Consider the following 24,242-nt stretch of genomic DNA (forward strand, 5'->3'; position numbering starts at 1 on the left):
CAACTTTGCAACAGAACCTTCCTTAGCCTATATATTATTTACAAAATTCTATATTATCGATAATCAGGATGTATAAAAAACAATATTACATATTTTGTTAAGTTCTTTTATAATTTCTTTTTCAAAAGTCTCATCATTTTCCCTTGATGTATTTTCATAAATATCAAATAAAAATAGAGCTGAATCACTTGCAGTATGTAAATTGACTATATTAACTTCATCCATTTTAGTAAGTTCAGTACTTTTGCTACTTCTCACTTGTGATGTAAGTTTTTCTATTTCCTCTAAATTACTTTTTATAGAAAGTTCTTTTGCAAGTTCAGAGAATTCAACATCTGAATTCGTATATCCTAATCTAAAAACATTTATTTTCCTAGTATATTTTGCTAAATCAGATTTCAAACTATTAATAATCCTATCGCTGTTTTCTTCGAACTGTTTGTTTTTTTCTTCTTTATCTTTTTCTTGTTGCTTAACGCTATTATCATATGATTTATATGCGATAACAAGACTGATAACAGTTGTAAGGAGAGTGAATAATGCTACAAATGCTTTTAAAATATTTGGATATTCTTCTAGAATTCCCTCAATTTGATAAGAGTATTTAAAAACAATAAATATGGAGACCACTATTATGAAAATCGATATACGTAACATCTTCTTCATTCTAAAACTTCCTCTCTAAGCCATATAAAAATGTTACTGACTCACATTATTATAAAATGATTCTTATAACATATAACATATATCAGTATAGTTATTAAAACATCAATTAAAAATGCATGTTTTATAAATATCATTAACCCTATTCCTATTTATATATACTACAGATATAAATAAAATAACTCCGTAATTATAATATTTACGCTCAAACTTTATGAACTTTGCATTCCTACCCACTATGGTGTTATAATGCAATTAACAAAGATTATCAGGCATGTATGCACCAAATCCCCTTACTACGGCCATAGTAAGGGGATTTTTTGGTGTGACTAGTCGCCTATTCGTCATTACGCTTGCGTAGCCAATGCGCAAATAGCGCAACGAGACAACCACTTGATGCTGTGGTCATGATGTTTACAAAGATTTCAGACATCGCGTATGCACCTCCTCTCTACGTCAATTGACGCCTGAGAGATAGGCGACTTCATTATTATATCATCTGTGAATTGTTAAGCATATCCACTTCGGATAAGTTAAATTATGAAAACCATTCTCTCCACTTCTTTATAGTTATACATTTAAAAAAGCAGATGATATCACCATCTTAATTATAAAATCACCTGTTCAATTTATTCCTAGTTTAGTAGGAAGTCTTTACAAAAAATAAATTAGGTATTTATGAAGTAAGAGAGCTAGACAGTAATAAAGAAACTGAAAAATACTTAATTAAAACATCTCAATCCCACCAAACTACTATTATCGTTGGTGGAATTGATCCGTTTATTTTTGTAATTTATTTAATATTTTTTAGGTACCTCTTGTTGATAAACCTTTTTGATTTTTACTACGGTTCCTTTAATCCCTCTAAATATAAATTTATATAGCTCATCATAATCTCTTTAATAACTTATATATGCTTTATACACAAGTGTAAGTTACACTTGTGTGAATTACATTTGTGTAACTTACACTTAATTCTTCTAATTGTTTGCATACAGTATGCACGCATACATTATGCATATATTAGTTATGCAAACATAATATATGCTTTAAAGTAATATCATAATATTGTTTGCTTTTTACATACTTATAAGAATATAAAAAGCAACATGTTGCTTTAGTATGTCCACTAAAAAACAGTAATTTGTATTATACTAATAGGTTTAAATAAACTCTATTTACTCACCAAAGTATATGTTAGATTGCTATTTTTTTACTATCACTATCTAAGTAGTACTTTAGAATTCTTATACATGTTCGATACACAAATGTAAACTACACATCTTTAAGATTATTGTATAAACTCATCCAAAATTCTATATCTTTTACACTCACTTTTCGCACCTCATTATGATATAAATAATCTTTTAATTCTTCTCTGTTATACCTTTATTTATATCTTCAATCAAGTTTCCTTTTGGCGTTAAAAAGGATATATTTTTGTTAATTATTCTTTGCATGAACGCTTTGAATTCCAATACATTTTAAATATAAAATAGCTCACACTTTTCCAACTTTTGTTCTCATATTTAATAATCTACTGACTCAAGTAATGCTAAAATTTTGTCTTGTTTACTCGCAACTTCTTTTAAAATTTTTGTATTTTGCGCTTGCTGATGTGACTGTTCTGCATATAATTTTTGATAACTTTCAAGTGGATCTAATAACTCTAAAGTCTCTAAAATTAATTTGTTTCTTGATATATTTTTATCTTTAGCCAATCTACTTAATCGATCTAACAACTCACTATCTACATCTCTAATTAGTAAATCTTTCTTCATTATTTTGAACTCCTTTTTTTAAAATTTTTTACTTATTTTTTTATGTTTTACGTACATATACTTACTAAGATTATTTTGAAATTCAAACGAAATCCAGAATGATATTAAAGTATTATGCCTTCAAAAAAAGGTGTCTCACCTTTGTGACATTTTCTATATATCGTGTCACAAAGGTGAGACAAACACAATATGTTGTGTCACAAAAGTGAGACATTTCTATTTTTTTGATATCATAACACAAACCATTTAAACCCTTGAAATGTCTGGCTTCGCCAGACCTATCATTTCAAATGATAGCATATTTCCCTTATGCTCTTACCAAATATTTACCGATTTTTACGTTTTTTCTAAAACGCTCCTAAAATCCATATAGTTTTTTTAGTTACATGATATGAAAAACATACCGAATCGAACATTTAAAAAACTCATTTTTATACTATATTTAAGATGTATCTATAGCAAAAGGAGTGTTCAAAATAAAACTAATTTATAAACTAAAAATGAAACGGCTTAACGAAGAATTATCTCGAAAAAATTGGCAAAATCACTTAATAAATTTTTAAAACGACCTATTATGCCGAAAGAAAAATAGGACTCATTGCTTTCAATGAGTCCTATTTAAAATTTGATGTTATAGATCAAATTTGTAGCTTTCTTAATTTAACGATTCAAGATTTTCTATATAAAAAGTGGTTCAAATAAAATTAAGATTTCACTAGCTGCTTCCAAAATAAAATCATAAATTTTGTCATTTACTTAATGAAAATAGAACATTCATTCATCAATTTTATACACTTATACTTCATTTAAATTTAATTAATAAACAAGATAGGGTTTCATTTCCTAAATATGATTTTAACCAAAGAATTTATTACGATTACTTTGAAAAAATCTCATTAATTGCTTACCATATGAAATAAATTTAAATATTTTTGAGTCATATTGACTAACAATTAATAAGTTAATTTAGATAGTAATTTTAGCAACATGGATTTAGTTTTCAAAATTGATAGTTTTAAAAGAGGTTATAAAATGAACAAAACTAATAACGAAACGAAACTAACGAGTAATTTAAAAATTTTAGGTGGGGTATTTGTAACATTAGCTATATTATTGTTTATATTTCGTCTAATAATTGATTATTTTTATGGTGGAAGCCCTCTTGAAAAAACTAATGATATTTTAATAGCTATAGCTTTTGGTATGGGCTCCTTAGCATATACTTTAGAGAAACGTGTTATATTAACAATCTTTTATGGTCTTTTCTTTATTTTATATGTTCTATCTTTACTTGGAATATAGTTATATATAAGCAATTAGCTGCTTATATATCTTAGAAAATTTTGAAGAATATTAAACATCGAAGGTGATTTTTTGAAACAAGAAGAAAAATATAGTTTTTTAACTAAAGCGATTAATATCTTAGTTGCTATATTATTAATTATCGCCATTTTTTATATGGTTATACTTTCGGATAATAGCTATTTACCTATGTTATTCTCTCTTATAGCATTTACAATCGCATCTATCCCAGAAATTTTGAAAAAGAAAAAGAGTGGTTGGATACTTGGTATTTTAGGTTTAATATTGATCATTTTAGTTTTGGTTTAATTTATCTTTATATTTAAAAGCCACATTACAATATTTATGAATCCAGAAAATAAATAAAAGATGGTGAAGATAAAAATGATAAAACCTAAGTCAAGATCCATTTTTAATTTCATTATAGTAATCAATCTTATTTGGTATATAGTTTTAATATTTGTTATTGATGTTGGAACTATAGGGTCAATTATTTATTGTAGTTTATTTTTTATACTTGTTGTTTTAAGAGATACTATAACTCCAAAGTAAAAACAACGTGCTAAGAAGGACAAAAACTAAAAAGATACTATAAAAGGAGCCATAATCCTTTACGCATCAAGGATTATGGCTATAATTTAAAAATCGAGTTATTTCTATATAGTATCAAGACAAGAAGAAACTCGTTTTCAACTCGTTTCTAAAACCTTAAATATCTAAAATCAATTATTAACTGCGACCCAAATTTCACTATAAGCATTATCTCTATCTGAATCATTAAATTTAGTAAAAGAAAACATTGGTACATTAGCTAATTTATATTCTGTTTCTGGCAACCATTCAGAATAAATTTTAGCATATGTGTCTTGTAAAACTTTTGGAAATTTACCTTCATTTTCAAAGACTATCCATTTACTTTCATCAATATTTATAACATCAAGTTGATCGCTTATATTGTTTTCTGTTGTTATAACACCAATCATATGAGTTAAATAACCCTCTTCTTTAATAAAATTCTCATCAGCATCATATGAAACATTTACAATTTCTTTAGGTTCAATGTTTTGTAAATTATTCATTTCTTCTTTTTGTATATTAGTAATACTATTTGCTAGTTCTTCAATTTCATTGTTAACACCCTCGTATTGCATACGAACACGTTTTTTTACGCCTACTATATTAATTTTTGGCAAATCTACAATTCTAGTTTTCATGCCTATTCCTCCTTTAACATTAATAGCAAATGAAAGTTTCGGATATGAAATTAAAACTTGTTTTTCATATATTTGAGATGGTAAATACCCACTCCAATCTCTAAAAGACTTTGTAAAACCATCAATTGAATATCCATATTTTATAGCTACACTCGTTACTGATTCTTTATTTAATAAATCTTTATTAGCAAAATACAATTTTCTTTTTTTTATATACTCAGATAAACCGATACCAGTAAGAAATATAAACAAATTTCTATAATGCTGCTCAGGTAAACCAACAAAATTCGCTATATCATATAAATTTAAATCGTTTGTTAAATTCTGATCTATATAATCTATAGAATTATTTAAATTTTTTAATATCATATCCATCACCTTTCAATCCTATAGTAATCAATAATCAAAGAACTAACTCGATAATTTATATATAACAATTATCGAATAAAAAATAATTGCTTTATTCCAATTGCTTTATTGACGTTGAGCCTCGGAACCCTTAACAATCCCAAAACTTGTCGAATGGTCGGCTTAATAGCTCACGCTATGCCGACATTCGTCTGCAAGTTTAGTTAAGGGTTCTTCTCAACGATGAATAAATTTTCTCGGCATAAATGCGTGATCTAACTTTTGTCATAACGTTTAGCAAAACATAATACAAAATAAAAAAAGAGATGTGAAATTAGATTCACATCTCTTTTTAACTATCACTTGATATCTATTACTTTTCTTTGATTATTCTCAGTTTTCGGTAAATCTACAGATAAAATACCATCTTCAAATTTAGCTTCAATATTATCTTCATCTATATTATTAAGTGAATACATTCTCTTCACATTACTATAAGATCTTTCTTTTTGAATGACTTTACCTTCATCATCTTTTTCTTCATTTACCTGATTATTTTCAGCAGAAATTATTAGCGTCCCATTTTCATAAGAAATATCTATTTGGTCTTTTGAAAATCCTGGAAGCTCTGCTTTTAATTCATATCTATCGTCTTTTTCACTAATATCAGTTTTTATACCTTGTTCATCAGGAAAATTACTAAAAAATTGTCTTCCAAAATCTCTAAACAATTCACTAGGTATCATATCAAAATAATCTCTTCCAAATGGTTTTAAACCATAAGTCATAACGATCACTCCTTATCATATTTAACCTATTTTTTGATTCATATTTTTGACATAATCCAAATCATTTAAATACTCTTCCCAATTACTGTTGAATTCGAATTCAACAAAAGGGTTAAATTCAAATACACCATCAAAATTAGACATATTCTTAAAAGGAATTAGTTTTTTTGAATTTTTATCTAAACTCATATCAACCCCTCCCTATAAAGCATATAACTATTTTCACTATATATATAACATAAAGGTCAAAATTGGTCAATAAATTTTCTCGGCATAAATACGTGGTCTATTTATTTTGCTTTTCTCCAAAATATTAAGATAAAAACACTCCAATACCACCAATAAAAACTGCAACAAAAATCCCAATCCACATTAAAATAGACATAGAAAACGCTCCTTTTTAAGTAAACTCTATCACAAGAACGATTTAAAATTTAAATACCTTTATTTTGAATTTTAAGGGGGTATTTTAAAGATTTAGGGGTAAATCATATAGTTTTATGCCTAAAAACATATATAAGCTCTTAAAACACAAATATGAGCCAAATAAATATATGCTATTTTAAAAAACAAAAATTTGAGCAAAACCAGTGACTAATTTTTTAGACACTGCCCATTTACGCACAAAATTATTTTTTGCGTAAAAACTGGGAAACCATGCTGGTTGAACGCTATAGTTCCCGCAGGGGCAAAAATACATAAAAAAACGCTAGCTTTTAAGCTAACGTTTCAAATCTTTTAAGTAATCATTTTGTTTTTCAAAATGCCAAATTGCCGTAATTGAATGTGCTTTTTCTTCTTCGTCTGTGATTTTATCTTCATCACTTGTATTAATTAAATTACCATCTTCGGCATCATCTAAATTTAAAATTTTATGCTTTTGTTTAAGCAGTCCACCATAACTCAACATACGTTTTCGGTATAAACCTTTTCCAAGTCATTCACGATTTCTTGATTTCTTTCATCATCATCAGTTAAAAAATCAGATGACTTAACCGAATATTTAGAGGTTTCTTTGATTGCTATAAGATTATCTAAATTATTGGTTAAAGATATTATGTTGTTTCATGTTTTGACGACGCATATTAAGTGCGTGTATTTCTTCAAGTTCAGCTTTAATCGATTGCATCAAATAACCTTGCATACCTTCAACTGTTTCATTTTTCTGTAGCAACATCGCTTTAAATCGTTTTAAGACACTGATAAGTTCGAACTCCACGTCTTCTAAACGGTAATATGTATCATGAGCATTATTAAATGATTTTTTTCCTTTAAGTAAAACACTTTTAATAATACGAATTTCTCTAATTTCAAAATTACTTAAGTAATCTTTGATTTGTTGTGGCAATTCTTCAAGCACTTGGAATTTTAAGGCATCATTATTAAATTCAGTTTGTTGATGATTTGTATGATCCGAATGATCATGACTTATTGAATTGTTATATGTATCATTCATATCATACGTATCATTATTCTCAGTCTCTATATAATCAGTATTACTTAAGTCAGTATCATTAGACTGTGAATTTGGAAGTTCTTGACCACTTAAATTCATAGTTCTAGAACTTCCAAATTCATTGTTCTGGAACTGTGAATTTGGAAGTTCCTTGGTACGACTGCCTTCAACATCATAATTGGGTTTTAATAAATACAATCTATTGGGTTTATTAAGGCCAACACGTTCTTGAGTTAGTAAATTAAAACTTACTAACTCTTTTTTCAATTTTATGATTTTTTGTTCTGCATAACCTAAGTATTCGCACAAATGTTTATTACTGAAAATAAAGTAAATGTTATTATTTTTATCTACCCATTCATTTTGGATGGATAATTCAAAACGATCTTTTAATAACGCATACATAATTTTGGCTTCTGCTGACATTTTCTTAAAATATATATCTTCAAATAAATATTTAGGCAGTTGATAAAACCTTTCAGTTTTTACTTGTGATAAATTGTATTTCTCAAAATTGGGCATAATAAAAACCTCATTTCCACTTTTTTTGGATTGAGGTAATAAAACAATTTTTACGTAAGTTATATGTTTTGTGCTTGCACTTAGATGATTAGATATATATAATACAAGTATCAAAAAAATATATAAACAAACGAATGCGAATCGTTTTATTACCGAGAGTCGATGCTACGCCAATAGCATCGACTCTTTTAATATTCATAAAGTAATATTAACACTTTTATGGTCGTATATAAAGCGTTTTAAGTGTAGTTAAAAGCACATTATAACCTCAAAATAGTAAAATTTATTAATTTGGTGCCTGATTAGGCACCAAAAATATCCGATAGGTAGCTAATTAGTCACTTAGGTAGTGAAATAGGTGGTAAATTTAGGCGGTAAAAGATGAAAAAATATTTGCTATGTGGTAAAATTTAGGTACTAAATTAGGTACCTAAGGGTGGGTGTTATGAAAACTATTAAAATGGTTGCTGATGAATTGGATGTAACTAAACAAACTATTGTTAATAATGCTAAAAGCTTAAATATATCTTTTGAAAAAGAAAATGGAATTAATTATATTAATGATAATGATTGTTTGAAAATTATAGAAAAAATCACTAAGAAAGAAAGAACAACGCAAAATAAAGAATCAGTAAAAAAAGAAATGTTTGATGAAAATACTGCAGAAGTTGAAAAGCATATATATAATAATTCAAATAGTTCTGAGACATTAAAAACAAAAGCAAATGAATTAGAAAAGCAAATAGAAATCTTTGAAACTAGAGCTAAAAATGATGAAAAATATATTGAGAATCTAACTAAACAACTAGATCAACAAAATAGCAATGTTAATACATTAAATAAACTGTTGGAGAATCAACAAATATTAGCTTTAGAAAGTAATAAAAAGATTCAAAAACTAGAAAACCAATTAGAAGAAGAAAGACAGCTTAATTATTCTTTTGATACAGTGACTAATGATAGACAAAACGTTAAACCGCAAGAAGCAACTTTTACTGAAGAATCTCAAAATATCAACCAACAACAAAAGAAAAGTCAACCAACAGAAACAGAAGTAAAACATAAGGATAGAACTGAAGAGAAAAAGGATGACAGTACAAATGAAGAAGTATTAGCGAAAGATGATAAACCATCTGAAGAAATAGAGAGTGGGCCTGAGGATAAGGAAGCAGAACCACCTAAAAAGGGGTTTTGGAGTCGTTTGTTTGGTAGCTAATATAATTAATTAGGCACTAAAAGGTTATAACCTTTTAGTGCCTTTTATATAGTGAGAACTTCTGATAATCATCGATTATGTTAATAAATGCAAAATCAAACAGAACTTTTTTAATGTTAGCAACAATTTTTATTACCATTTTCTTTTTTCTCATTATTTTCGTCTTTTTTGTCTGTTTTCTCTTCAATTTCAACTGAACAACATGACTGTTCTTGAGGTTTTAATTTTTTTAATGCGTCTTTGATACCCATTTACTTCACCTCCTTAAATGATTAAGTTAACAACTAGACCAGTAGCAATAGCTACGACTAAAATTGCTATAACAAAAGATATTACAAATTTCTTTTTAAATAATTTCGATAACAATACAACTTCAGGAATACTTGCTCCTGCGCCACCTATAATTAATGCTACGACTGTTCCCAGTGACATACCTTTAGATACTAAAGCTTCAGCTATAGGAAGCATTGTTTCTGGTCTAATATACATAGGTATACCAATAACAGAAGCAATAATAACAGAGATAATACTATCACCACTCGCATATTGTGTTATAAAGGTTTCTGGAATAAATCCATAAATAAATGCCCCAATAAATACACCAATAATTAAATAAGGTAACATTGGATATAGGAAAGCCCAAGCATCATTTAGCGCTTGCTTAACACGAGATCCTGATTTATTAGTGAAAAATCCATCACCTTTGACATTAACGCCTTTATAACTCTCTGCTAAATTCATTTTTGAAAAAACAAGGCCAGTTAAAATGCTGAATATCGCTAATACAACAAAATAAACAACAGCAACTTTCCACCCTAATAAAATCCATAGCATAAATATCATGAGTGGATTCATGAGTGGCGAAGCGATTAAGAAACTCATAGCTGGACCAAACGGAACTTTAGAGTTTAACAAACCTGCAAGTATAGGAATAGTAGAACAAGAACAAAATGGTGTAATAGCACCAAAAATCATTCCTAATACATAGTTGGTTGCTTTATTTGGTTTGCTTAAAAGCTTTTGTATTTTATCTTCTGATACTACTTGTTGAATTAAACTTACAATAAAACTTACAACTATAAATAATGCTAACAATTCAAAAAATAACATTAAAAATGTTTTTATGAATTCGATGATTGAATCTGTCATTAGTATAACTCCTCTGAATTTATTTAATCAATTTTTTTTGATATATAAATTAAAAAAAGTTGATTAATATGATGTGTAAGAAGATAAATCCTATAATATTTTACAGCAAGTATCTTCAGTTAATACAACTTGAATTTGTGCTTCATTGATTTTGTAGTAGTTCCAAGTACCGTATTTTTCAGGTATTAAAATCTGTGCACTTACTAGTTTTTTTAAATGATATGAAATTTTAGATTGTTTTAAATCTAATAACTCCTCTAAGTCGCATACACATAGTGATTTATTAGGGCTTTGACTAATTTGATTAAGTATTTTTAATCTATTTTTGTCAGCAAGTGCATTAAACATGCTTTCATAAAAAGCTAATTGTTCATCTTCATTCATATCAGTTTTTGCTTTAATAACTTCCATAAAAAGAACACCTCTTTTTTATAATATTTGATTAGAGTTTATATTATTTTTATTTCAATTCTTGTATTGCTTGTTTGTAGTTATTTTCTGTTGATTCACCATACTGATGAATATTACCTTTAAAGAACTCCTTCTCCATATATATTGTAGCTTCTTTTAAAGTGACTTCTCTTGATACCATAACAAGATTTAAATAACTTACAAAGTAACCAACAGATAAAGTACTTGCGTGGTTTACTCGCAATCAGGCACACCTCCTTATTGTCTAAATAATTTTATTCCATTTAATATATCAATTTTTTTTGATATATTAAATATAAATCAATATATACATTATTGCAAGATTAAAAAACTATAATTTCACATAAACTTAGACATGCTCCACAGCAATAGTAAAAATATTTTCTTCCTAACTATATTATTAGAAACTCAAATTAAGTTAAATTTTAAAAATCCAAATCAATACATAGACACTAATCTATATAGATGCTAATCTATGGTAGTAAAATAATTAATGAGGTGAGTATAATGTTAAATATTGAAATATACGAAGAAGCTATGTGCTGTTCTACTGGCGTATGTGGTCCAGAACCGGATGAAACACTAATAAAGACGAACCAAATCAATGAATATTTAAAACAAAATCAAATAGAAGTTCAACGTTATAATATGAGTAATAATCCGAATGAATTTATTAAAAATAAAGAAGCTATTCGTTTAATTCAAGAAAAAGGTAATGAAGTTTTACCAATCACTTTTATAGAAGGCAATATAGCTAAAACGGGTACTTATATTACCCAAGAAGAAGCCGATGAAATTATTACGGTTAATCAGATGAGAAATGGAGGATGCTGTGGTGGAGATGGATGCTGTTAAATACTTAAATAAATTGAATTTAGATAATGTTGAGTTAACAAAATATTTGTTTTTTACTGGTAAAGGTGGCGTAGGCAAAACGACGATATCAAGTTCTATTGCTTTAAACTTAGCAGAGAATGGAAAGAAAGTAGCTTTAGTAAGTACTGATCCAGCTAGTAATTTACAAGATGTATTTCAAATGGAATTATCTAATAAATTAACTACATATCAACCTATACCTAATCTCTCTATAGCCAATTTTGACCCGATTGCTGCTGCAGACGATTATAAAGCACAAGCTATAGAACCTTATGAGGGTATTCTACCAGAAGATGTGCTTTCTGAGATGAAAGAACAGTTAAGTGGTTCGTGTACAGTTGAAGTAGCAGCATTTAATGAATTTACAAATTTTTTATCCGATAAAACTTTAGAACAAGAATTTGATTTCATTATATTTGATACAGCTCCAACAGGTCACACCTTGAGAATGCTTGAATTACCTTCTGCATGGACAGATTATTTAAATACAACGAGTAATGACGCTTCTTGCTTAGGTCAATTATCGGGTTTAAATGAAAATAGAGGTAAATATAATTCAGCACTTGAAAAACTACGTAACCAAGACGATACGACCATGATCTTAGTTGCGAAACCTAACCACTCTTCTATATATGAAATTCAAAGAGCGCAACAAGAATTACAACAACTATCAATTTCTAAATTCAAAGTAGTCATTAACAACTATATAGAAGAAAGTCACGGTTTAATTTCGAGTCAGATGAAATCAGAACAAGATAAAAACATTAATCATTTTACTGAATGGTTAAATAACAATCATGCTTATTACGTTCCATATAAAAAGCAGAAAGAAGAAGGTATAGAAAGTTTAACTAATCTATTAAATGATGATAACTTAATTGAAAATGATGACTTTATTGTTGAAGATCATCCGCAATTCAATAAATTAATAGATGAAATTGAAAATAGTAAAGTTCAATATTTATTTACAATGGGAAAAGGTGGCGTTGGTAAAACGACAGTAGCAACGCAATTAGCTACAGAATTATCTAATAAAGGACATCGTATTCTTTTAGCAACGACTGACCCTACTAAAGAAATTAATGTTGAAACCACAAGTAATTTAAATACTGCTTATATTGATGAAGAACAAGCATTAGAAAAGTATAAAAAAGAAATATTAGCCATAGTGAATGATGATACACCACAAGACGATATTGATTATATTATGGAAGATTTAAAATCACCTTGTACAGAAGAAATAGCATTTTTCAAAGCCTTTAGTGACATTATGGAGAATCAAGAAGACATGGATTACGTAATTGTAGATACAGCTCCTACAGGCCATACCTTGTTGTTACTTGATTCTAGTGAAAATCACTATAAAGAACTAAAGAAAAAATCAACTCAAACTACCAGTAATGTTGAAACGTTATTACCTAAAATTCAAAATCAAGATTTAACACAGATGATAATCGTAACACTAGCAGAAAAAACACCTTATTTAGAATCTAAACGTTTAGTAGAAGATTTAAATAGAGCCGATATAGGACATAATTGGTGGGTCGTTAATCAATCATTAGTTACGCTAAATCAACGTGATGACCTTTTTAGTAACAAAAAAGAAGATGAATCGATTTGGATAAACAAGATTAAAAATGAAAGTCTTAATAATTACTTTGTCATACCTTATGGAGGGTTAGAATAATGAAAAAAATTGTTATCATTGGTTCAGTTGCTGCCGGTACGAGTGTCGCGGCTAAAGCAAGAAGAAATAGTGAAGATGTTGAAATTACCGTTTTTGATAAAGGTAGTGATATTTCGTATTCCGTATGTGGTATCCCCTACTATATAGGAGGTAATGTATCTGATATTGATGAAAATGCTAAATGGTTTAAAGAACGCTTTAATATAGATATTTATACAGAATATGAAGTGAATAAGATAAATGATAGTGATCAAACAATAACAGTTACTAATTTAGTAAATGATGAAAAGATGATTCAAAAATATGACGAATTAGTATTAGCAACAGGTTCATCGCCTAAAGAACTCCCTCAATTAAATAGCGAAGAATATAATAATGTGTTTAAAGTTAAAAATATTAATGATGCCAAAGCAATTTATAATTATATTAATGACCATGATGTTCAGAATATAACAATCGTTGGCGGTGGATTTATTGGTTTAGAGATGTTAGAACAATTATCTAATTACAACACTTCAATTGTTCAACGTAACACTTTTATGCCTCATTTAGACTACGATATGAGTTTTATGATTCAAGAATATATTGAAGATAAAGCTAACGTATATACCTATAATGAAATTGACATTATTGATTATGATGAGAATCATACGATAAATAGAGTCAGCTTAAAAACTGGCGAATTAATTGATACAGACTTAATCATTATTGGGATTGGTGTCACACCAAATACTAAATTAGCTAAAGAAATTGGTATTAATATTGGAGAATCTGGAGCAATACAAACCAATAAGTATTTGGAAACAAATATTCCTCATATATATGCAATTGGTGATGCAGCAGAAAGTTATAATTTAATTACTGGTAATCCTATATATAGACCGCTAGGTTCTACAGCAAATAAAATGGGTCGTATTTTAGGAGATCGATTAACTGGTGGAAATCTAGAACATAAAGGCATTTTAGGCACAGGCATTGTCCGTATCTTTGATATGACAATTGCCCAGACAGGTTTAACCGAAAAAGAAGCTGTTGAGTTAGAAATTGATATTGATGTATTACACAATGTGAAACCGAATCGTCCAGAATATATGCAAGGTCAAGAAATGGTAATTAAAGCTATATTTGATAAAAATAATTCTAAATTACTTGGTGCGCAAATAGTTGGGTATGAGGGCGTAGACAAGAGAATTGATGTACTAGCTACTGCTATAACATTTGGTGCCAAAGCAGAAGATTTATTTCATTTAGATTTAGCATATGCACCTCCTTTTTCTACAACTAAAGATCCTGTTATTTATACAGGGATGATTGGTCACAATATTACTCGGGGACGTAAAATTATAACGCCTGAAGAAGTCGTAAAACAAAAAAATGATTTATTGATTTTAGATGTACGTTCTCCAAAGCAATTTGAAGTTGATCATGTTGATGGAGCGATTAACGTCCCATTGAAAACGTTGAGAAGTTATGCAAAAACGTTAGATGAAAATCAAACAATCGTGACTTATTGTAATAAAGGTACTACTGGTAATGCTGCACAAAACGTACTTATTAATTTAGGCTTTAAACAAGTATATAATTTATCAGGTGGCAATAAAAATTATCAACGATATAAAAGATTTCAAGTAGAAAGGGAGAAGAAAAATTGAATTATAATGAGATATCACAATACTTGAAAGTGATTGCTGATAGTAGCCGTCTTGAAATATTAGATTTGTTATCTTGTGGTGAATTATGCGCTTGTGATTTATTAGAGCATTTTTCTTTTTCTCAACCCACATTAAGTCATCATATGAAAGTATTAAAAGACAATAATTTAATTACATCCAGAAAAGATGGTAATAAAAATTTATACAAATTGAATCATGACGTATTGGATGACGTTACATCACGACTGACTCTATTGAGTTCCAGTACTGTCCCATGTATATGTGAAACAGTAGAGAAAGGTGAGTGTTAATGATGACGATATTAGCAATCACAATATTTGTATTAACGTTAATTTTTGTTATATGGCAACCTAAAGGTCTAGATATTGGTATTACTGCATTAATTGGTGCTGTAGTTGCTATAATCACTGGCGTTGTAAGCTTTTCAGACGTACTAGAAGTTACTGGAATTGTTTGGAATGCGACCTTAACTTTTGTTGCAGTTATTCTTATTTCACTCATATTAGATGAAATTGGCTTCTTTGAATGGTCTGCTATACATATGGTGAGAGCATCAAAAGGTAGCGGATTGAAAATGTTTATCTTTATCATGCTATTAGGTTCAGTTGTAGCAGCTTTCTTCGCAAATGATGGAGCAGCTTTAATACTTACTCCTATTGTTTTAGCTATGGTTCGTAGTTTAGGATTTGATAAAAAAGCGATATTTCCATTTATTATTGCTAGTGGTTTTATAGCTGATTCTACATCATTACCGCTCATTGTCAGTAATTTAGTTAATATTGTTTCCGCAGATTATTTCGATATTGGATTTATTGAATACTTCAGTAAAATGATTATACCTAATATATTCTCATTGATCGCAAGTATTCTTGTTTTATGGTTATATTTTAGAAAGTCTATTCCAAAAACATTTAATGCAGTAAACATTAGAGAACCAAGAGAAGCGATTAAAGATAAAAAACTTTTTAACATCTCGTGGATCGTACTTGGTATATTACTCATTGGTTATTTAATAAGTGAGTTTATAAATATTCCAGTATCCATTATTGCTGGTATCATTGCTTTAATATTTGTATTATTAGCGCATAAATCTAAAGCCGTGCATACGAAACAAGTAATTAAAGGTGCGCCATGGAATATTGTTTTATTCTCCATTGGTATGTATCTCGTCGTATTTGGTTTGAAAAACGTGGGCATTACAACACTTCTTGGTGATGTACTAACAAACATTTCAAGTTATGGCTTATTTAGCAGCATTATGGGTATGGGCTTTGTAGCTGCATTCCTATCCTCTATTATGAATAACATGCCAACCGTTTTAATAGATGCAATAGCAATTGGTCAATCGAGTGCTACAGGAATATTAAAAGAAGGTATGATTTATGCGAATATTATCGGATCTGATTTGGGGCCTAAGATAACACCAATTGGTTCGTTAGCCACACTTCTTTGGTTACACGTACTAACTCAAAAAGGTGTCAAGATTTCTTGGGGAACCTATTTTAAGACCGGAATTATTATCACAATCCCTGTTTTATTTGTAACCCTATTAGGTCTATATTTAACACTAATAATTTTTTAAAAGAGAGGTAATAATAAATGGATAAGAAAACAATTTACTTTATATGTACTGGTAATTCTTGTCGTAGTCAAATGGCTGAGGGCTGGGGAAGAGAAATACTCGGCGAAGAATGGAATGTTTACTCAGCAGGTATCGAAACGCATGGCGTAAATCCTAAGGCGATAGAAGCTATGAAAGAAGTGGATATTGACATATCAAACCATACTTCTGATTTAATTGATAATAAAATTTTAAGACAATCAGACCTAGTTGTTACACTTTGTAGTGATGCTGATGAGAATTGTCCAGTCATCCCGCCTAATGTAAAAAAAGAACATTGGGGCTTTGATGACCCAGCAGGTAAATCTTGGTCAGAATTTCAACGTGTAAGAGATGAAATAGGTCAAAAGATCAAGCAATTTTATGATAATTAAGTTAATATAAAATTCAAAAACAGAGGATAAGCATTGTTATATGTGCTTATCCTCTGTTTTATATAATGATATTTGCTGCTTACCTTTTTCTGTTAGTTCTGCATATATTGTTGTGCCACATATAGGAAAACACCCATTGTAGAATAACTCTATATTTTTTGCTAAATCTTGCCTCGCTATGCTTTCAAGTGCTAATAAAAAATTTTTTCGCTTACATCTAAAGTTTTAAAATCTACACTTTATTCTTCTCTAATCGATAACAGTACATTATACACTAAATCTTGTTTTAACAACGTTCATCACCTCTTATTTATCTAGATGACGATACAAGGTTGCTCTACTTATATTTGTCTGTTCTTTTATCTCATCTAAAGTGTATTTTTTGCTCATATACATCTCAATAGCATCTCTAAGGTTATTATCATCGCGTTTGGGTCTACCCTAATCGAACCATTATCGATGCTAGTAAAACAGTATTTCTGTATGTATGATTAGAGTATTAAAAATGTTCGTTATTAAGACAAAATATGATTATGTAACAGTTAAGAGCCTCCTTTTAAAAAGAGGCTCTTTTAGTATAACTTCTGATAATCATCGATTATATTAAAAAAATATTGATGGATCTATGTCTATCGTAGTGTAAGATATCTAGTATTTTTAAGTATCAATATTATGAGACATGTTATAATAATAGTTTAGTTAAGAAAAGTTATAAGTACTATAATATAACTAAATATCTAGTATTTATGTAATATAGTTTGAAAGGAAAATTCACATGCAACCATTTGTAAAATGGGCTGGAGGTAAAAGACAGTTCATTAATAAAATTATTGAAAAAAAGCCAACAAATTTTAATAATTATTTTGAACCTTTTGTTGGTGGAGGTGCTGTGCTATTTGCATTGCAAAAGAAAAATTCACACATCAATGATATAAATACACATTTAATACATACATATAAGATTATAAAAGAAAAGCCGATTGAACTAATGGAAATTTTAAATTCTTATGATGTAATACCATTAAATGAAGAAAAATACAAAGAAATTAGAGCATTATATAATCAACATATTATTAATAATATCTATAACACTCAAACAGCAGCTTTATTTATCTTCTTAAATAAACATGCTTTTAATGGGCTGTTTAGAGTGAATTCTAAGGGGCTATTTAACGTTCCGTGGAATAAAAAAGAGTACGCAGCTTCATACAATAAGCATAACATCCTTGAAGTTTCCGAATTTCTTAAAGATATAAAGATAACAAGTGTTGATTTTGCTGAGGCAGTTATAGATGCTAGAAAAAATGATTTTATATTTTTCGATAGTCCTTATGCTCCATTGAATCCAAATAGTTTCTCTGCTTATGATAAAACAGGATTTAAAATAGAGGAACATGAAAGATTAGCTAAACTGTATAAGGAATTAACGACAAAGGGCATTTATTGTATGCTTACTAATCATAATACTGATTTTATTAGAAATTTATATAAAGATTTTAATATTGAAGAAATTAATGTCAGAAGAAGTATAAATTCAGATGCCAGTAAAAGAGTCGGCAAAGAAGTTATTATAACTAATTACTAAGGAAGGGATTTATGAATAAACAAGCATATTATTCAGAAGAAAATATTGATTTGTATTGTGGGAATTCTTTTAACATATTAAAAAAATTAGAAGAAAAATCAGTAGATTTGATTTTTGCTGATCCTCCATATTTTTTATCTTCAAATGGAATGACTAACTCTGGTGGAAAAATGGTGTCAGTTAATAAGGGAGATTGGGACACTTCATTAACTTTCAAAGAGAAACATAAATATAATAGGAAATGGTTAAGATTGTGTAAAAATGTGATGAAAGATGATGGTACAATATGGGTATCTGGTACATTACATAACATTTATTCAATTGGATTTGCCCTTGAAGAAGAGGGGTTTAAAATATTAAATAATATAACTTGGCAAAAAACAAATCCACCGCCTAACTTGGGATGCAGAAATTTTACACATTCTACAGAAACAGTGATATGGGCTAAGAAAGATTTAAAAAAAGCAAAACATTACTTTAACTACGAAGAAATGAAAAAAGTAAATAATAATAAGCAGATGAAAGATGTATGGTTAGGTTCATTAACAAAAAAATCAGAGAAATCATATGGTAAACATCCTACGCAGAAACCTTTATATTTACTTAGAAGAATTATTACTGCCTCATCAAAAATAGACTCTATAGTTTTAGACCCCTTTTTAGGAAGTGGTACTACTGGTGTTGCATGTAAAGAATTGAATAGAAGGTTTATTGGTATAGAATTAGAAGAAAATTATTTAGAAATTGCAAAGAAAAGAATTGAAAATACTGAAACTTAGGGGGCATAAATATGGAAAAAAGAAATTTTGAAGAATGGCTAAATCATTTTAAATCGAGTATTGCAGATTATAAATATTATGTAGATTTCGAGAAAGTTAAAGCAAATGTAAATAAAATAAAAATAGAATTAAATATTCTAAATTCATTAATAGGGGAAGAAGATATAGAAAATAAATTCTTAGAGATTGTTCAAAAATATCCTGAAACATTAAAATGTATACCAATTTTACTTGCAATAAGACAAAATGAAATCAGTATTAAAACTATAGACAAAGATGATGTATTTAATTTTAAAAATCCTAACCATAGTCCTGAAGAATATGCTGTATTTATGGCTGAAACGGGGTTGTTTGATTTAATACAAAATCATTTAATTAGTAATTTATATGATTATGTTACAGGTGTTGAATCTGGTTTAGATAGTAATGGCCGTAAAAACCGTGGTGGTCACTTAATGGAAGACTTGGTAGAAGAACATATTAAACTTTTAAACACAAAATATTATAAAGAATTAAGAACAGACGATTTAATTAAAAAATATGATATTGATTTGTCTGCAATCACAAACCAAGGTAAAACCATCAAAAGATTTGATTTTGTAATTCCTTATGAAAATAAAATATTTGCTATTGAAACAAATTTTTATCAAAGTGGTGGCTCTAAATTAAATGAAACAGCTCGTAGTTTTAAAAATATCGCCATTAGTTCCGAAAGTATTCCTGATTTTGAGTTTGTATGGATTACTGATGGTCGTGGATGGAAAAGTGCTAAAAGTAATTTAGCAGAAACGTTTTCAATAATGGAACATTTATATTCAATTAAAGATTTACAAAATGGAGCGCTCAAAAAAATGCTGTGTGAAGAATAATATGGTTAGTTTCTCTATATTAAACTAAATAAAGTTTTATCTTCTTATATACCATAATTGAGAAAAAATATAGAAAAAAAGAGAGGGCAAAAACGCTCTCTCTTTTTCCTGTCTTATTATTAAAATCTCATAATACATGATTAACATGTATTTTGGGACGCTGTGAGAAACGCTCATTTGCATTGACGACCCATTTATCAAGATAATCCCTTATCATGTTTAATTCTATAAACTGTCTGTCTTGTAATATTAACCTCTTTCGCAATCTTACTAATTGCTTTCCCTTCTTCTAACATTTCGACAACTCGATGATAGATAACACGTTTCTGAGGATCTTTCGCGTTCGGTGAATAAAGTAAAGGGCGCCCTTTATATACCCCTTTGTCTTTCGCAACTTGGATACCTTGAGCTTGTCGACGTTTACTTTCATTTCTCTCTTGTTCTGAAACCATTGCTAAAATTTGAACGATTAAATCTTTCATAAACTTATCCAGTAATGGATTACCAATCACTTCATTCATCATAGGTAAACTTGTAATCATTAACTGAACGTCTTTTTCTTTTAAGTAATTCACAGTTTCAATAATTTCATCATAATTACGTCCTAAACGATCAATTGACTCCACAACGAATCGATCTCCCATTCTTACAAAATTAAGAACTTCTTGAAGTACGGGTCTATTTTCAACTGATTTGCCTGATTGCTTCTCTGTAAAGATTTTCTCCACACAAAACGTCTTTAAATTATCCAATTGTCTTTCTAAATTTTGATCTATCGAAGATACTCTCGCATAGCCTATAATCATTTATTTTCACTCCGAAATTAATATACACCCTAATCATACGTGTCACTTTACTTGGTATATGAGAATAATTTCACTTAATAAATGAGAAAAAGCAGCGTACTTTAATATGGTACGTTGCTTTTTCTATTATCGTATACCTATGACCAAACTGTCTCTTGCTGTTTCTACAACCTCGGTGCTGATTTTATCTAAGCCATTTATATCCATAATTCTATCTATCTGCGCAAACAAGCGATGAATAAGTCTAAAATTACCCTTAGTGATTTTAATAATAGTTGTTATAGCTTCATAGTCAGTGAAGTCTTCAAGTTTTAAATCAACTCCTAGATCTTGCCACTTATACTCTAATATATGATGTGTTTCATCTTTGCTTAAATTATCGAATTCATGTGCAAAACCTATACGAGAATATAGTTGAGGATAACGAGATAGTTTTTTCTCAATACCTGGCATACCAATGAATACCATTGCTAGGTCACGTTCATCATAGATAGATCTTAATTGCTCTAAATGTTGCACTTTAAGTCTATCAATTTCGTCTATTATAATGAGTTCAATGTCTTGGAATGCATCACTAAAATTTTCACTATGTTCATGCTCGTATTTATTTAAAACATGTAATTTTTGACCCAAATCAATACTTCCATTAATACTGTGTAAGTCACTACTCAATCTTGTTTGCTTTTCTGCTGGTGCAGTATAAAATATTTTGTCTACAGATAATATATCGTCCGTTGTTTTATTAGCTAAATCTTTCCAGCCCCTATGGTTAACCTGGTTTTCAATAATATCCCAATTGGTATAATATCGTGAAGATAATGTTTTACCCACACCTGGTTGACCATAACATATACCAATATACTGATATTTAATACAAGCATCACAAAATTCAGCAAATCGTTTGTACTCTTTTGTTTCAATGAACTTCTGTTTTTTAGTCATTATGATACCTCTTTAGCTTTTTGACATTTTTGTCTATCTTGTGAGGTGAATAACTTTGATTTTTTTCTTCTTTTATTAAGTCAGTCGTACTAGGGCTAATAGCGTTTTGTTTCAAGTGCTTTCTTCTCTGACTACGAGCATGTTGTATATCCTTTATATCAATTGAATAATCAGATAAATCAGGAGATATAGCTGTACAAAGGAATTCATCTCTATAAAACACGCGTATTTCAGCCATATCATTGGGATTGTAACGAATCAGTACATATTCACCTACATAAGCTGCTAAATTCGTATTACTATATCTAAATCCTTGAAAATGAATACCATCTGAATGGATTTTTCTAGATTTAGGAATCTCTAGTAAGAGTAAATCGAGTTGTTCTAAACTACTGGGCATATTGGGGAAAAAGAGATTACTATTCCATCGACTTGTTGGTGAACAACCAATAGAACTGTGTTCTTTGTGATTATAGTCTTCAATCAAAAATTGGCGTAATTTTTCTTCGAACTCTTGAAATTCTAGTAAATTTTTAAACTCATCGTTATTGTTTATATATCCAGGAATTTGCTCTAGGAATGTTTGATTGACTGTTTGAAAGAATCTTTCTATTTTTCCACGACCTCGTGGCACGCCAACTTTTGAAAACATTAAATTAATTTTCAAATCAACAGCGACTTGTTCCATATGATGTGAAGTAAAGTCACTTCCATGGTCAGTATAGAACTTTTCAGGAATCCCACATATTGGCCATCTTGTATCACTCTTATTCCAAATAGCTTGATGTAGTGTTAGGGCAGTATTCTTGGCATTAGGACTATCAAATGTTAAAAAGTAGCCTGCAATTGCACGACTATAATCATCCATAATAATGGTTAACCACGGTCTATTGATGTTACCTTTTTGATCTAATATATAGACATCTAGCAAAGTATGGTCGGCTTGCCATATTTCATTTGGTCTTGATGATTCTCTTATTTGTATTAAATCGTACTTATTGTGATAGTATTTTTCACCCTGATGAGAAAAATCAATCACAGATTTAGGCATTGCTTTAATAACACTATAAACTTGTTTATAGCTTGGTGTATCAAAATTATGCTCTTTACAATAATTAGCGATTTTCCTATGAATTGTAGCAATACTATTTCTTTTATTTTTAAGTGCAAGGCGTTCAATTTCATCAATTATCTTTGGTTCTATTTTACGTGTCCCTTTATCGGCTCTTGTCGTATAAATTAGCCCCTTAAGTCCTTGTTCTTTATATAACTTATTCCACCTATAAAGTGTACTTAACGCAATGCCTGTATTTTTAGAAATACTCGATAAGGATTTGTTTCCTAATATAAAAGGTTTAATAACATCGTACTTTTGTATAGCCTCTTTACGCTTGGTTTCAGAAAAATTAGTGAGGTATTTCTCCTTGTTTTTCATCTTCCTTTTCCTCCAATTTATTGAGGTAACGATAAATTGTTGTGCGTGAAACTTGCCATTGTTCTGCAATTGTCTTAATTGGTGTACCATTATCATAAAGTGTTTTGAGTAAATTCAAATCTTGATTGCTTAATTTTTCAGGTCTTCCACCATAACGTCCTCTGGCACGAGCTGCAATTCGACCAGCCGAAGAACGTTCTAAAATTAAGTTACGTTCAAATTCTGCAAACGCTGCGAATAAATGAAATAATAATTGTCCTGTAGAACTTGATTTATCCATAGTTATATTTTCTTCTAAACTATGAAAACTCACGCCTCGTTCGTTAAGTTCATTAACTAATGTGATTAAATCTTCCATGTTACGTCCTAGTCTATCTAGTCTCCAAGCAACAATCGTGTCTCCTGATCTCGCAAATTCAATTGCTTTATCTAAACCAGGCCTTTTACTTTTTGAACCACTAATATGGTCGCTAAATATCTTTTCACAACCATATGCGTTTAATCGATCCTCCTGTAAATTCAAATTTTGTAATCCAGTTGAAACTCTTGCATAACCTATTTTCAAAATACAAACCTCCTATATACATATCCAGTGTACCATAACTTAATTCCAAGGTCTTTTGTGAACATAGATTTTTTGTTGGGTTTTTGAACACACAAATATATGTAATACTCACTTATTTCGACATAAAAAGAGAGTGTACAGAAAATGGTTATTTTCTGT

At 29.1% G+C, this 24,242-nt stretch carries 27 protein-coding genes and 2 pseudogenes; 12 read left to right on the forward strand and 17 right to left on the reverse strand.

What is annotated here, in order from left to right:
• Positions 1 to 63: 63 nt before the first annotated feature.
• The 3 genes from KA883_RS12430 to KA883_RS12440 form a co-directional block, all read right to left on the reverse strand.
• A complete protein-coding gene (locus KA883_RS12430) occupies positions 64 to 666 on the reverse strand; it encodes a hypothetical protein (protein ID WP_194376094.1) in 603 nt (200 codons plus the stop codon).
• Positions 667 to 1,000: 334 nt separating this feature from the next.
• Entirely contained in the window at positions 1,001 to 1,096 is a 96-nt protein-coding gene (locus tag KA883_RS12435; RefSeq protein WP_194376095.1) for a type I toxin-antitoxin system Fst family toxin, read from the reverse strand.
• Between the two features lie 1,096 nt (positions 1,097 to 2,192).
• On the reverse strand, positions 2,193 to 2,444 hold the full coding sequence (locus KA883_RS12440; RefSeq protein WP_070704322.1) for a hypothetical protein: 252 nt from the start codon (positions 2,442 to 2,444) through the stop codon (positions 2,193 to 2,195).
• Between the two features lie 1,032 nt (positions 2,445 to 3,476).
• Here KA883_RS12440 and KA883_RS12445 point away from each other — a divergent pair.
• Positions 3,477 to 3,746: a hypothetical protein gene (locus KA883_RS12445; protein WP_194375759.1), complete on the forward strand. Its 270-nt coding sequence runs from the start codon at positions 3,477 to 3,479 to the stop codon at positions 3,744 to 3,746.
• Positions 3,747 to 3,818: 72 nt separating this feature from the next.
• Positions 3,819 to 4,055: a hypothetical protein gene (locus KA883_RS12450; RefSeq protein ID WP_194375760.1), complete on the forward strand. Its 237-nt coding sequence runs from the start codon at positions 3,819 to 3,821 to the stop codon at positions 4,053 to 4,055.
• 413 nt (positions 4,056 to 4,468) lie between these two features.
• On the opposite strand, the gene KA883_RS12455 is transcribed toward KA883_RS12450, so the two are convergent.
• From KA883_RS12455 to KA883_RS12475, 5 genes and pseudogenes are all read right to left on the reverse strand, one after another.
• Positions 4,469 to 5,329: an AraC family transcriptional regulator gene (locus KA883_RS12455; RefSeq protein WP_194375768.1), complete on the reverse strand. Its 861-nt coding sequence runs from the start codon at positions 5,327 to 5,329 to the stop codon at positions 4,469 to 4,471.
• A 338-nt stretch (positions 5,330 to 5,667) separates the two neighbouring features.
• Positions 5,668 to 6,096: an Hsp20/alpha crystallin family protein gene (locus KA883_RS12460; protein WP_194375761.1), complete on the reverse strand. Its 429-nt coding sequence runs from the start codon at positions 6,094 to 6,096 to the stop codon at positions 5,668 to 5,670.
• 21 nt (positions 6,097 to 6,117) lie between these two features.
• Positions 6,118 to 6,285, reverse strand: coding sequence for a hypothetical protein (locus KA883_RS12465; RefSeq protein ID WP_194375762.1), 168 nt, complete (start codon positions 6,283 to 6,285; stop codon positions 6,118 to 6,120).
• 532 nt (positions 6,286 to 6,817) lie between these two features.
• Positions 6,818 to 7,119: pseudogene (locus KA883_RS12470) on the reverse strand (protein rep); the annotation flags it as partial.
• Positions 7,120 to 7,135: 16 nt separating this feature from the next.
• Entirely contained in the window at positions 7,136 to 8,074 is a 939-nt protein-coding gene (locus KA883_RS12475) for a replication initiator protein A (protein ID WP_204174402.1), read from the reverse strand.
• Between the two features lie 445 nt (positions 8,075 to 8,519).
• Between KA883_RS12475 and KA883_RS12480 the strand changes: the two genes are divergently transcribed.
• Positions 8,520 to 9,290, forward strand: coding sequence for a DUF536 domain-containing protein (locus tag KA883_RS12480; RefSeq protein WP_107386014.1), 771 nt, complete (start codon positions 8,520 to 8,522; stop codon positions 9,288 to 9,290).
• 116 nt (positions 9,291 to 9,406) lie between these two features.
• On the opposite strand, the gene KA883_RS12485 is transcribed toward KA883_RS12480, so the two are convergent.
• The 4 genes from KA883_RS12485 to KA883_RS12500 all read right to left on the reverse strand — a co-directional run bounded on the left by KA883_RS12485 (position 9,407) and on the right by KA883_RS12500 (position 11,094).
• On the reverse strand, positions 9,407 to 9,541 hold the full coding sequence (locus KA883_RS12485) for a hypothetical protein (protein ID WP_002509686.1): 135 nt from the start codon (positions 9,539 to 9,541) through the stop codon (positions 9,407 to 9,409).
• Positions 9,542 to 9,554: 13 nt separating this feature from the next.
• Positions 9,555 to 10,439 carry a permease gene (locus KA883_RS12490; protein WP_119530591.1) on the reverse strand — a complete coding sequence of 295 codons (885 nt, stop codon included), beginning with the start codon at positions 10,437 to 10,439 and terminating at the stop codon, positions 9,555 to 9,557.
• A gap of 90 nt (positions 10,440 to 10,529) precedes the next feature.
• Positions 10,530 to 10,850, reverse strand: a complete 321-nt coding sequence (locus tag KA883_RS12495; RefSeq protein WP_002509688.1) for an ArsR/SmtB family transcription factor — start codon at positions 10,848 to 10,850, stop codon at positions 10,530 to 10,532.
• Positions 10,851 to 10,899: 49 nt separating this feature from the next.
• Positions 10,900 to 11,094 (reverse strand): hypothetical protein, encoded by a 195-nt coding sequence (locus KA883_RS12500; protein ID WP_002509689.1) that lies wholly within the window; start codon positions 11,092 to 11,094, stop codon positions 10,900 to 10,902.
• A 284-nt stretch (positions 11,095 to 11,378) separates the two neighbouring features.
• Between KA883_RS12500 and arsD the strand changes: the two genes are divergently transcribed.
• Genes arsD through arsC form a run of 6 tightly spaced genes read left to right on the forward strand, consistent with a single transcriptional unit; the run spans position 11,379 to position 17,102 of the window.
• Positions 11,379 to 11,726 carry an arsenite efflux transporter metallochaperone ArsD gene (gene arsD / locus KA883_RS12505; protein WP_013730043.1) on the forward strand — a complete coding sequence of 116 codons (348 nt, stop codon included), beginning with the start codon at positions 11,379 to 11,381 and terminating at the stop codon, positions 11,724 to 11,726.
• Complete coding sequence (gene arsA / locus KA883_RS12510; RefSeq protein WP_204176590.1) at positions 11,713 to 13,434, forward strand: arsenical pump-driving ATPase; 1,722 nt, start codon at positions 11,713 to 11,715, stop codon at positions 13,432 to 13,434. The genes arsD and arsA overlap by 14 nt, the downstream gene beginning before the upstream one ends.
• Complete coding sequence (locus KA883_RS12515) at positions 13,434 to 15,086, forward strand: FAD-dependent oxidoreductase (protein ID WP_210129216.1); 1,653 nt, start codon at positions 13,434 to 13,436, stop codon at positions 15,084 to 15,086. The genes arsA and KA883_RS12515 overlap by 1 nt, the downstream gene beginning before the upstream one ends.
• Positions 15,083 to 15,397, forward strand: coding sequence for an ArsR/SmtB family transcription factor (locus tag KA883_RS12520; protein ID WP_002509693.1), 315 nt, complete (start codon positions 15,083 to 15,085; stop codon positions 15,395 to 15,397). Before KA883_RS12515 ends, KA883_RS12520 begins: the two co-directional genes overlap by 4 nt.
• On the forward strand, positions 15,397 to 16,689 hold the full coding sequence (arsB, locus tag KA883_RS12525) for an arsenite efflux transporter membrane subunit ArsB (protein ID WP_081247903.1): 1,293 nt from the start codon (positions 15,397 to 15,399) through the stop codon (positions 16,687 to 16,689). Before KA883_RS12520 ends, arsB begins: the two co-directional genes overlap by 1 nt.
• Positions 16,690 to 16,706: 17 nt before the next feature.
• Positions 16,707 to 17,102: an arsenate reductase (thioredoxin) gene (arsC, locus tag KA883_RS12530; RefSeq protein WP_002509695.1), complete on the forward strand. Its 396-nt coding sequence runs from the start codon at positions 16,707 to 16,709 to the stop codon at positions 17,100 to 17,102.
• Positions 17,103 to 17,408: 306 nt separating this feature from the next.
• Here the strand turns inward: arsC and KA883_RS12535 are convergent.
• Positions 17,409 to 17,543: pseudogene (locus KA883_RS12535) on the reverse strand (helix-turn-helix domain-containing protein); the annotation flags it as partial.
• Between the two features lie 334 nt (positions 17,544 to 17,877).
• Between KA883_RS12535 and KA883_RS12540 the strand changes: the two are divergent.
• The 3 genes from KA883_RS12540 to KA883_RS12550 are packed head-to-tail and all read left to right on the forward strand — an operon-like array spanning position 17,878 to position 20,335.
• Positions 17,878 to 18,687, forward strand: a complete 810-nt coding sequence (locus tag KA883_RS12540) for a DNA adenine methylase (protein WP_210133199.1) — start codon at positions 17,878 to 17,880, stop codon at positions 18,685 to 18,687.
• 11 nt (positions 18,688 to 18,698) lie between these two features.
• Positions 18,699 to 19,466 (forward strand): DNA-methyltransferase, encoded by a 768-nt coding sequence (locus tag KA883_RS12545; RefSeq protein WP_210133198.1) that lies wholly within the window; start codon positions 18,699 to 18,701, stop codon positions 19,464 to 19,466.
• An 11-nt stretch (positions 19,467 to 19,477) separates the two neighbouring features.
• A complete protein-coding gene (locus KA883_RS12550) occupies positions 19,478 to 20,335 on the forward strand; it encodes a type II restriction endonuclease (RefSeq protein ID WP_210133197.1) in 858 nt (285 codons plus the stop codon).
• A gap of 197 nt (positions 20,336 to 20,532) precedes the next feature.
• On the opposite strand, the gene KA883_RS12555 is transcribed toward KA883_RS12550, so the two are convergent.
• The 4 genes from KA883_RS12555 to KA883_RS12570 all read right to left on the reverse strand — a co-directional run bounded on the left by KA883_RS12555 (position 20,533) and on the right by KA883_RS12570 (position 24,083).
• Positions 20,533 to 21,141 (reverse strand): recombinase family protein, encoded by a 609-nt coding sequence (locus KA883_RS12555; protein ID WP_210133196.1) that lies wholly within the window; start codon positions 21,139 to 21,141, stop codon positions 20,533 to 20,535.
• A 126-nt stretch (positions 21,142 to 21,267) separates the two neighbouring features.
• Positions 21,268 to 22,083, reverse strand: coding sequence for an AAA family ATPase (locus KA883_RS12560; protein WP_002508781.1), 816 nt, complete (start codon positions 22,081 to 22,083; stop codon positions 21,268 to 21,270).
• Positions 22,076 to 23,518 carry a Mu transposase C-terminal domain-containing protein gene (locus KA883_RS12565; RefSeq protein ID WP_069819312.1) on the reverse strand — a complete coding sequence of 481 codons (1,443 nt, stop codon included), beginning with the start codon at positions 23,516 to 23,518 and terminating at the stop codon, positions 22,076 to 22,078. Before KA883_RS12565 ends, KA883_RS12560 begins: the two co-directional genes overlap by 8 nt.
• The gene (locus KA883_RS12570; protein ID WP_002508779.1) at positions 23,490 to 24,083 is read right to left on the reverse strand and encodes a recombinase family protein; all 594 of its coding nucleotides are present in this window, start codon (positions 24,081 to 24,083) and stop codon (positions 23,490 to 23,492) included. The genes KA883_RS12565 and KA883_RS12570 overlap by 29 nt, the downstream gene beginning before the upstream one ends.
• Positions 24,084 to 24,242 lie beyond the last annotated feature (159 nt).

This window comes from Staphylococcus sp. GDY8P54P, assembly GCF_017892645.1.
GTDB classification, from domain to species: Bacteria; Bacillota; Bacilli; order Staphylococcales; family Staphylococcaceae; genus Staphylococcus; species Staphylococcus ureilyticus.

What these genes read in the sequence shown, in the direction of transcription:
- KA883_RS12430 (WP_194376094.1), bottom strand. Translation starts at nt 666, where the DNA reads ATGAAGAAGATGTTACGTATATCGATTTTCATAATAGTGGTCTCCATA.
- KA883_RS12435 (WP_194376095.1), bottom strand. Translation starts at nt 1,096, where the DNA reads ATGTCTGAAATCTTTGTAAACATCATGACCACAGCATCAAGTGGTTGT.
- KA883_RS12440 (WP_070704322.1), bottom strand. Translation starts at nt 2,444, where the DNA reads ATGAAGAAAGATTTACTAATTAGAGATGTAGATAGTGAGTTGTTAGAT.
- KA883_RS12445 (WP_194375759.1), top strand. Translation starts at nt 3,477, where the DNA reads ATGAACAAAACTAATAACGAAACGAAACTAACGAGTAATTTAAAAATT.
- KA883_RS12455 (WP_194375768.1), bottom strand. Translation starts at nt 5,329, where the DNA reads ATGATATTAAAAAATTTAAATAATTCTATAGATTATATAGATCAGAAT.
- KA883_RS12460 (WP_194375761.1), bottom strand. Translation starts at nt 6,096, where the DNA reads ATGACTTATGGTTTAAAACCATTTGGAAGAGATTATTTTGATATGATA.
- KA883_RS12465 (WP_194375762.1), bottom strand. Translation starts at nt 6,285, where the DNA reads ATGAGTTTAGATAAAAATTCAAAAAAACTAATTCCTTTTAAGAATATG.
- KA883_RS12475 (WP_204174402.1), bottom strand. Translation starts at nt 8,074, where the DNA reads ATGCCCAATTTTGAGAAATACAATTTATCACAAGTAAAAACTGAAAGG.
- KA883_RS12480 (WP_107386014.1), top strand. Translation starts at nt 8,520, where the DNA reads ATGAAAACTATTAAAATGGTTGCTGATGAATTGGATGTAACTAAACAA.
- KA883_RS12485 (WP_002509686.1), bottom strand. Translation starts at nt 9,541, where the DNA reads ATGGGTATCAAAGACGCATTAAAAAAATTAAAACCTCAAGAACAGTCA.
- KA883_RS12490 (WP_119530591.1), bottom strand. Translation starts at nt 10,439, where the DNA reads ATGACAGATTCAATCATCGAATTCATAAAAACATTTTTAATGTTATTT.
- KA883_RS12495 (WP_002509688.1), bottom strand. Translation starts at nt 10,850, where the DNA reads ATGGAAGTTATTAAAGCAAAAACTGATATGAATGAAGATGAACAATTA.
- arsD (WP_013730043.1), top strand. Translation starts at nt 11,379, where the DNA reads ATGTTAAATATTGAAATATACGAAGAAGCTATGTGCTGTTCTACTGGC.
- arsA (WP_204176590.1), top strand. Translation starts at nt 11,713, where the DNA reads ATGGATGCTGTTAAATACTTAAATAAATTGAATTTAGATAATGTTGAG.
- KA883_RS12515 (WP_210129216.1), top strand. Translation starts at nt 13,434, where the DNA reads ATGAAAAAAATTGTTATCATTGGTTCAGTTGCTGCCGGTACGAGTGTC.
- arsB (WP_081247903.1), top strand. Translation starts at nt 15,397, where the DNA reads ATGATGACGATATTAGCAATCACAATATTTGTATTAACGTTAATTTTT.
- arsC (WP_002509695.1), top strand. Translation starts at nt 16,707, where the DNA reads ATGGATAAGAAAACAATTTACTTTATATGTACTGGTAATTCTTGTCGT.
- KA883_RS12540 (WP_210133199.1), top strand. Translation starts at nt 17,878, where the DNA reads ATGCAACCATTTGTAAAATGGGCTGGAGGTAAAAGACAGTTCATTAAT.
- KA883_RS12545 (WP_210133198.1), top strand. Translation starts at nt 18,699, where the DNA reads ATGAATAAACAAGCATATTATTCAGAAGAAAATATTGATTTGTATTGT.
- KA883_RS12550 (WP_210133197.1), top strand. Translation starts at nt 19,478, where the DNA reads ATGGAAAAAAGAAATTTTGAAGAATGGCTAAATCATTTTAAATCGAGT.
- KA883_RS12555 (WP_210133196.1), bottom strand. Translation starts at nt 21,141, where the DNA reads ATGATTATAGGCTATGCGAGAGTATCTTCGATAGATCAAAATTTAGAA.
- KA883_RS12560 (WP_002508781.1), bottom strand. Translation starts at nt 22,083, where the DNA reads ATGACTAAAAAACAGAAGTTCATTGAAACAAAAGAGTACAAACGATTT.
- KA883_RS12565 (WP_069819312.1), bottom strand. Translation starts at nt 23,518, where the DNA reads ATGAAAAACAAGGAGAAATACCTCACTAATTTTTCTGAAACCAAGCGT.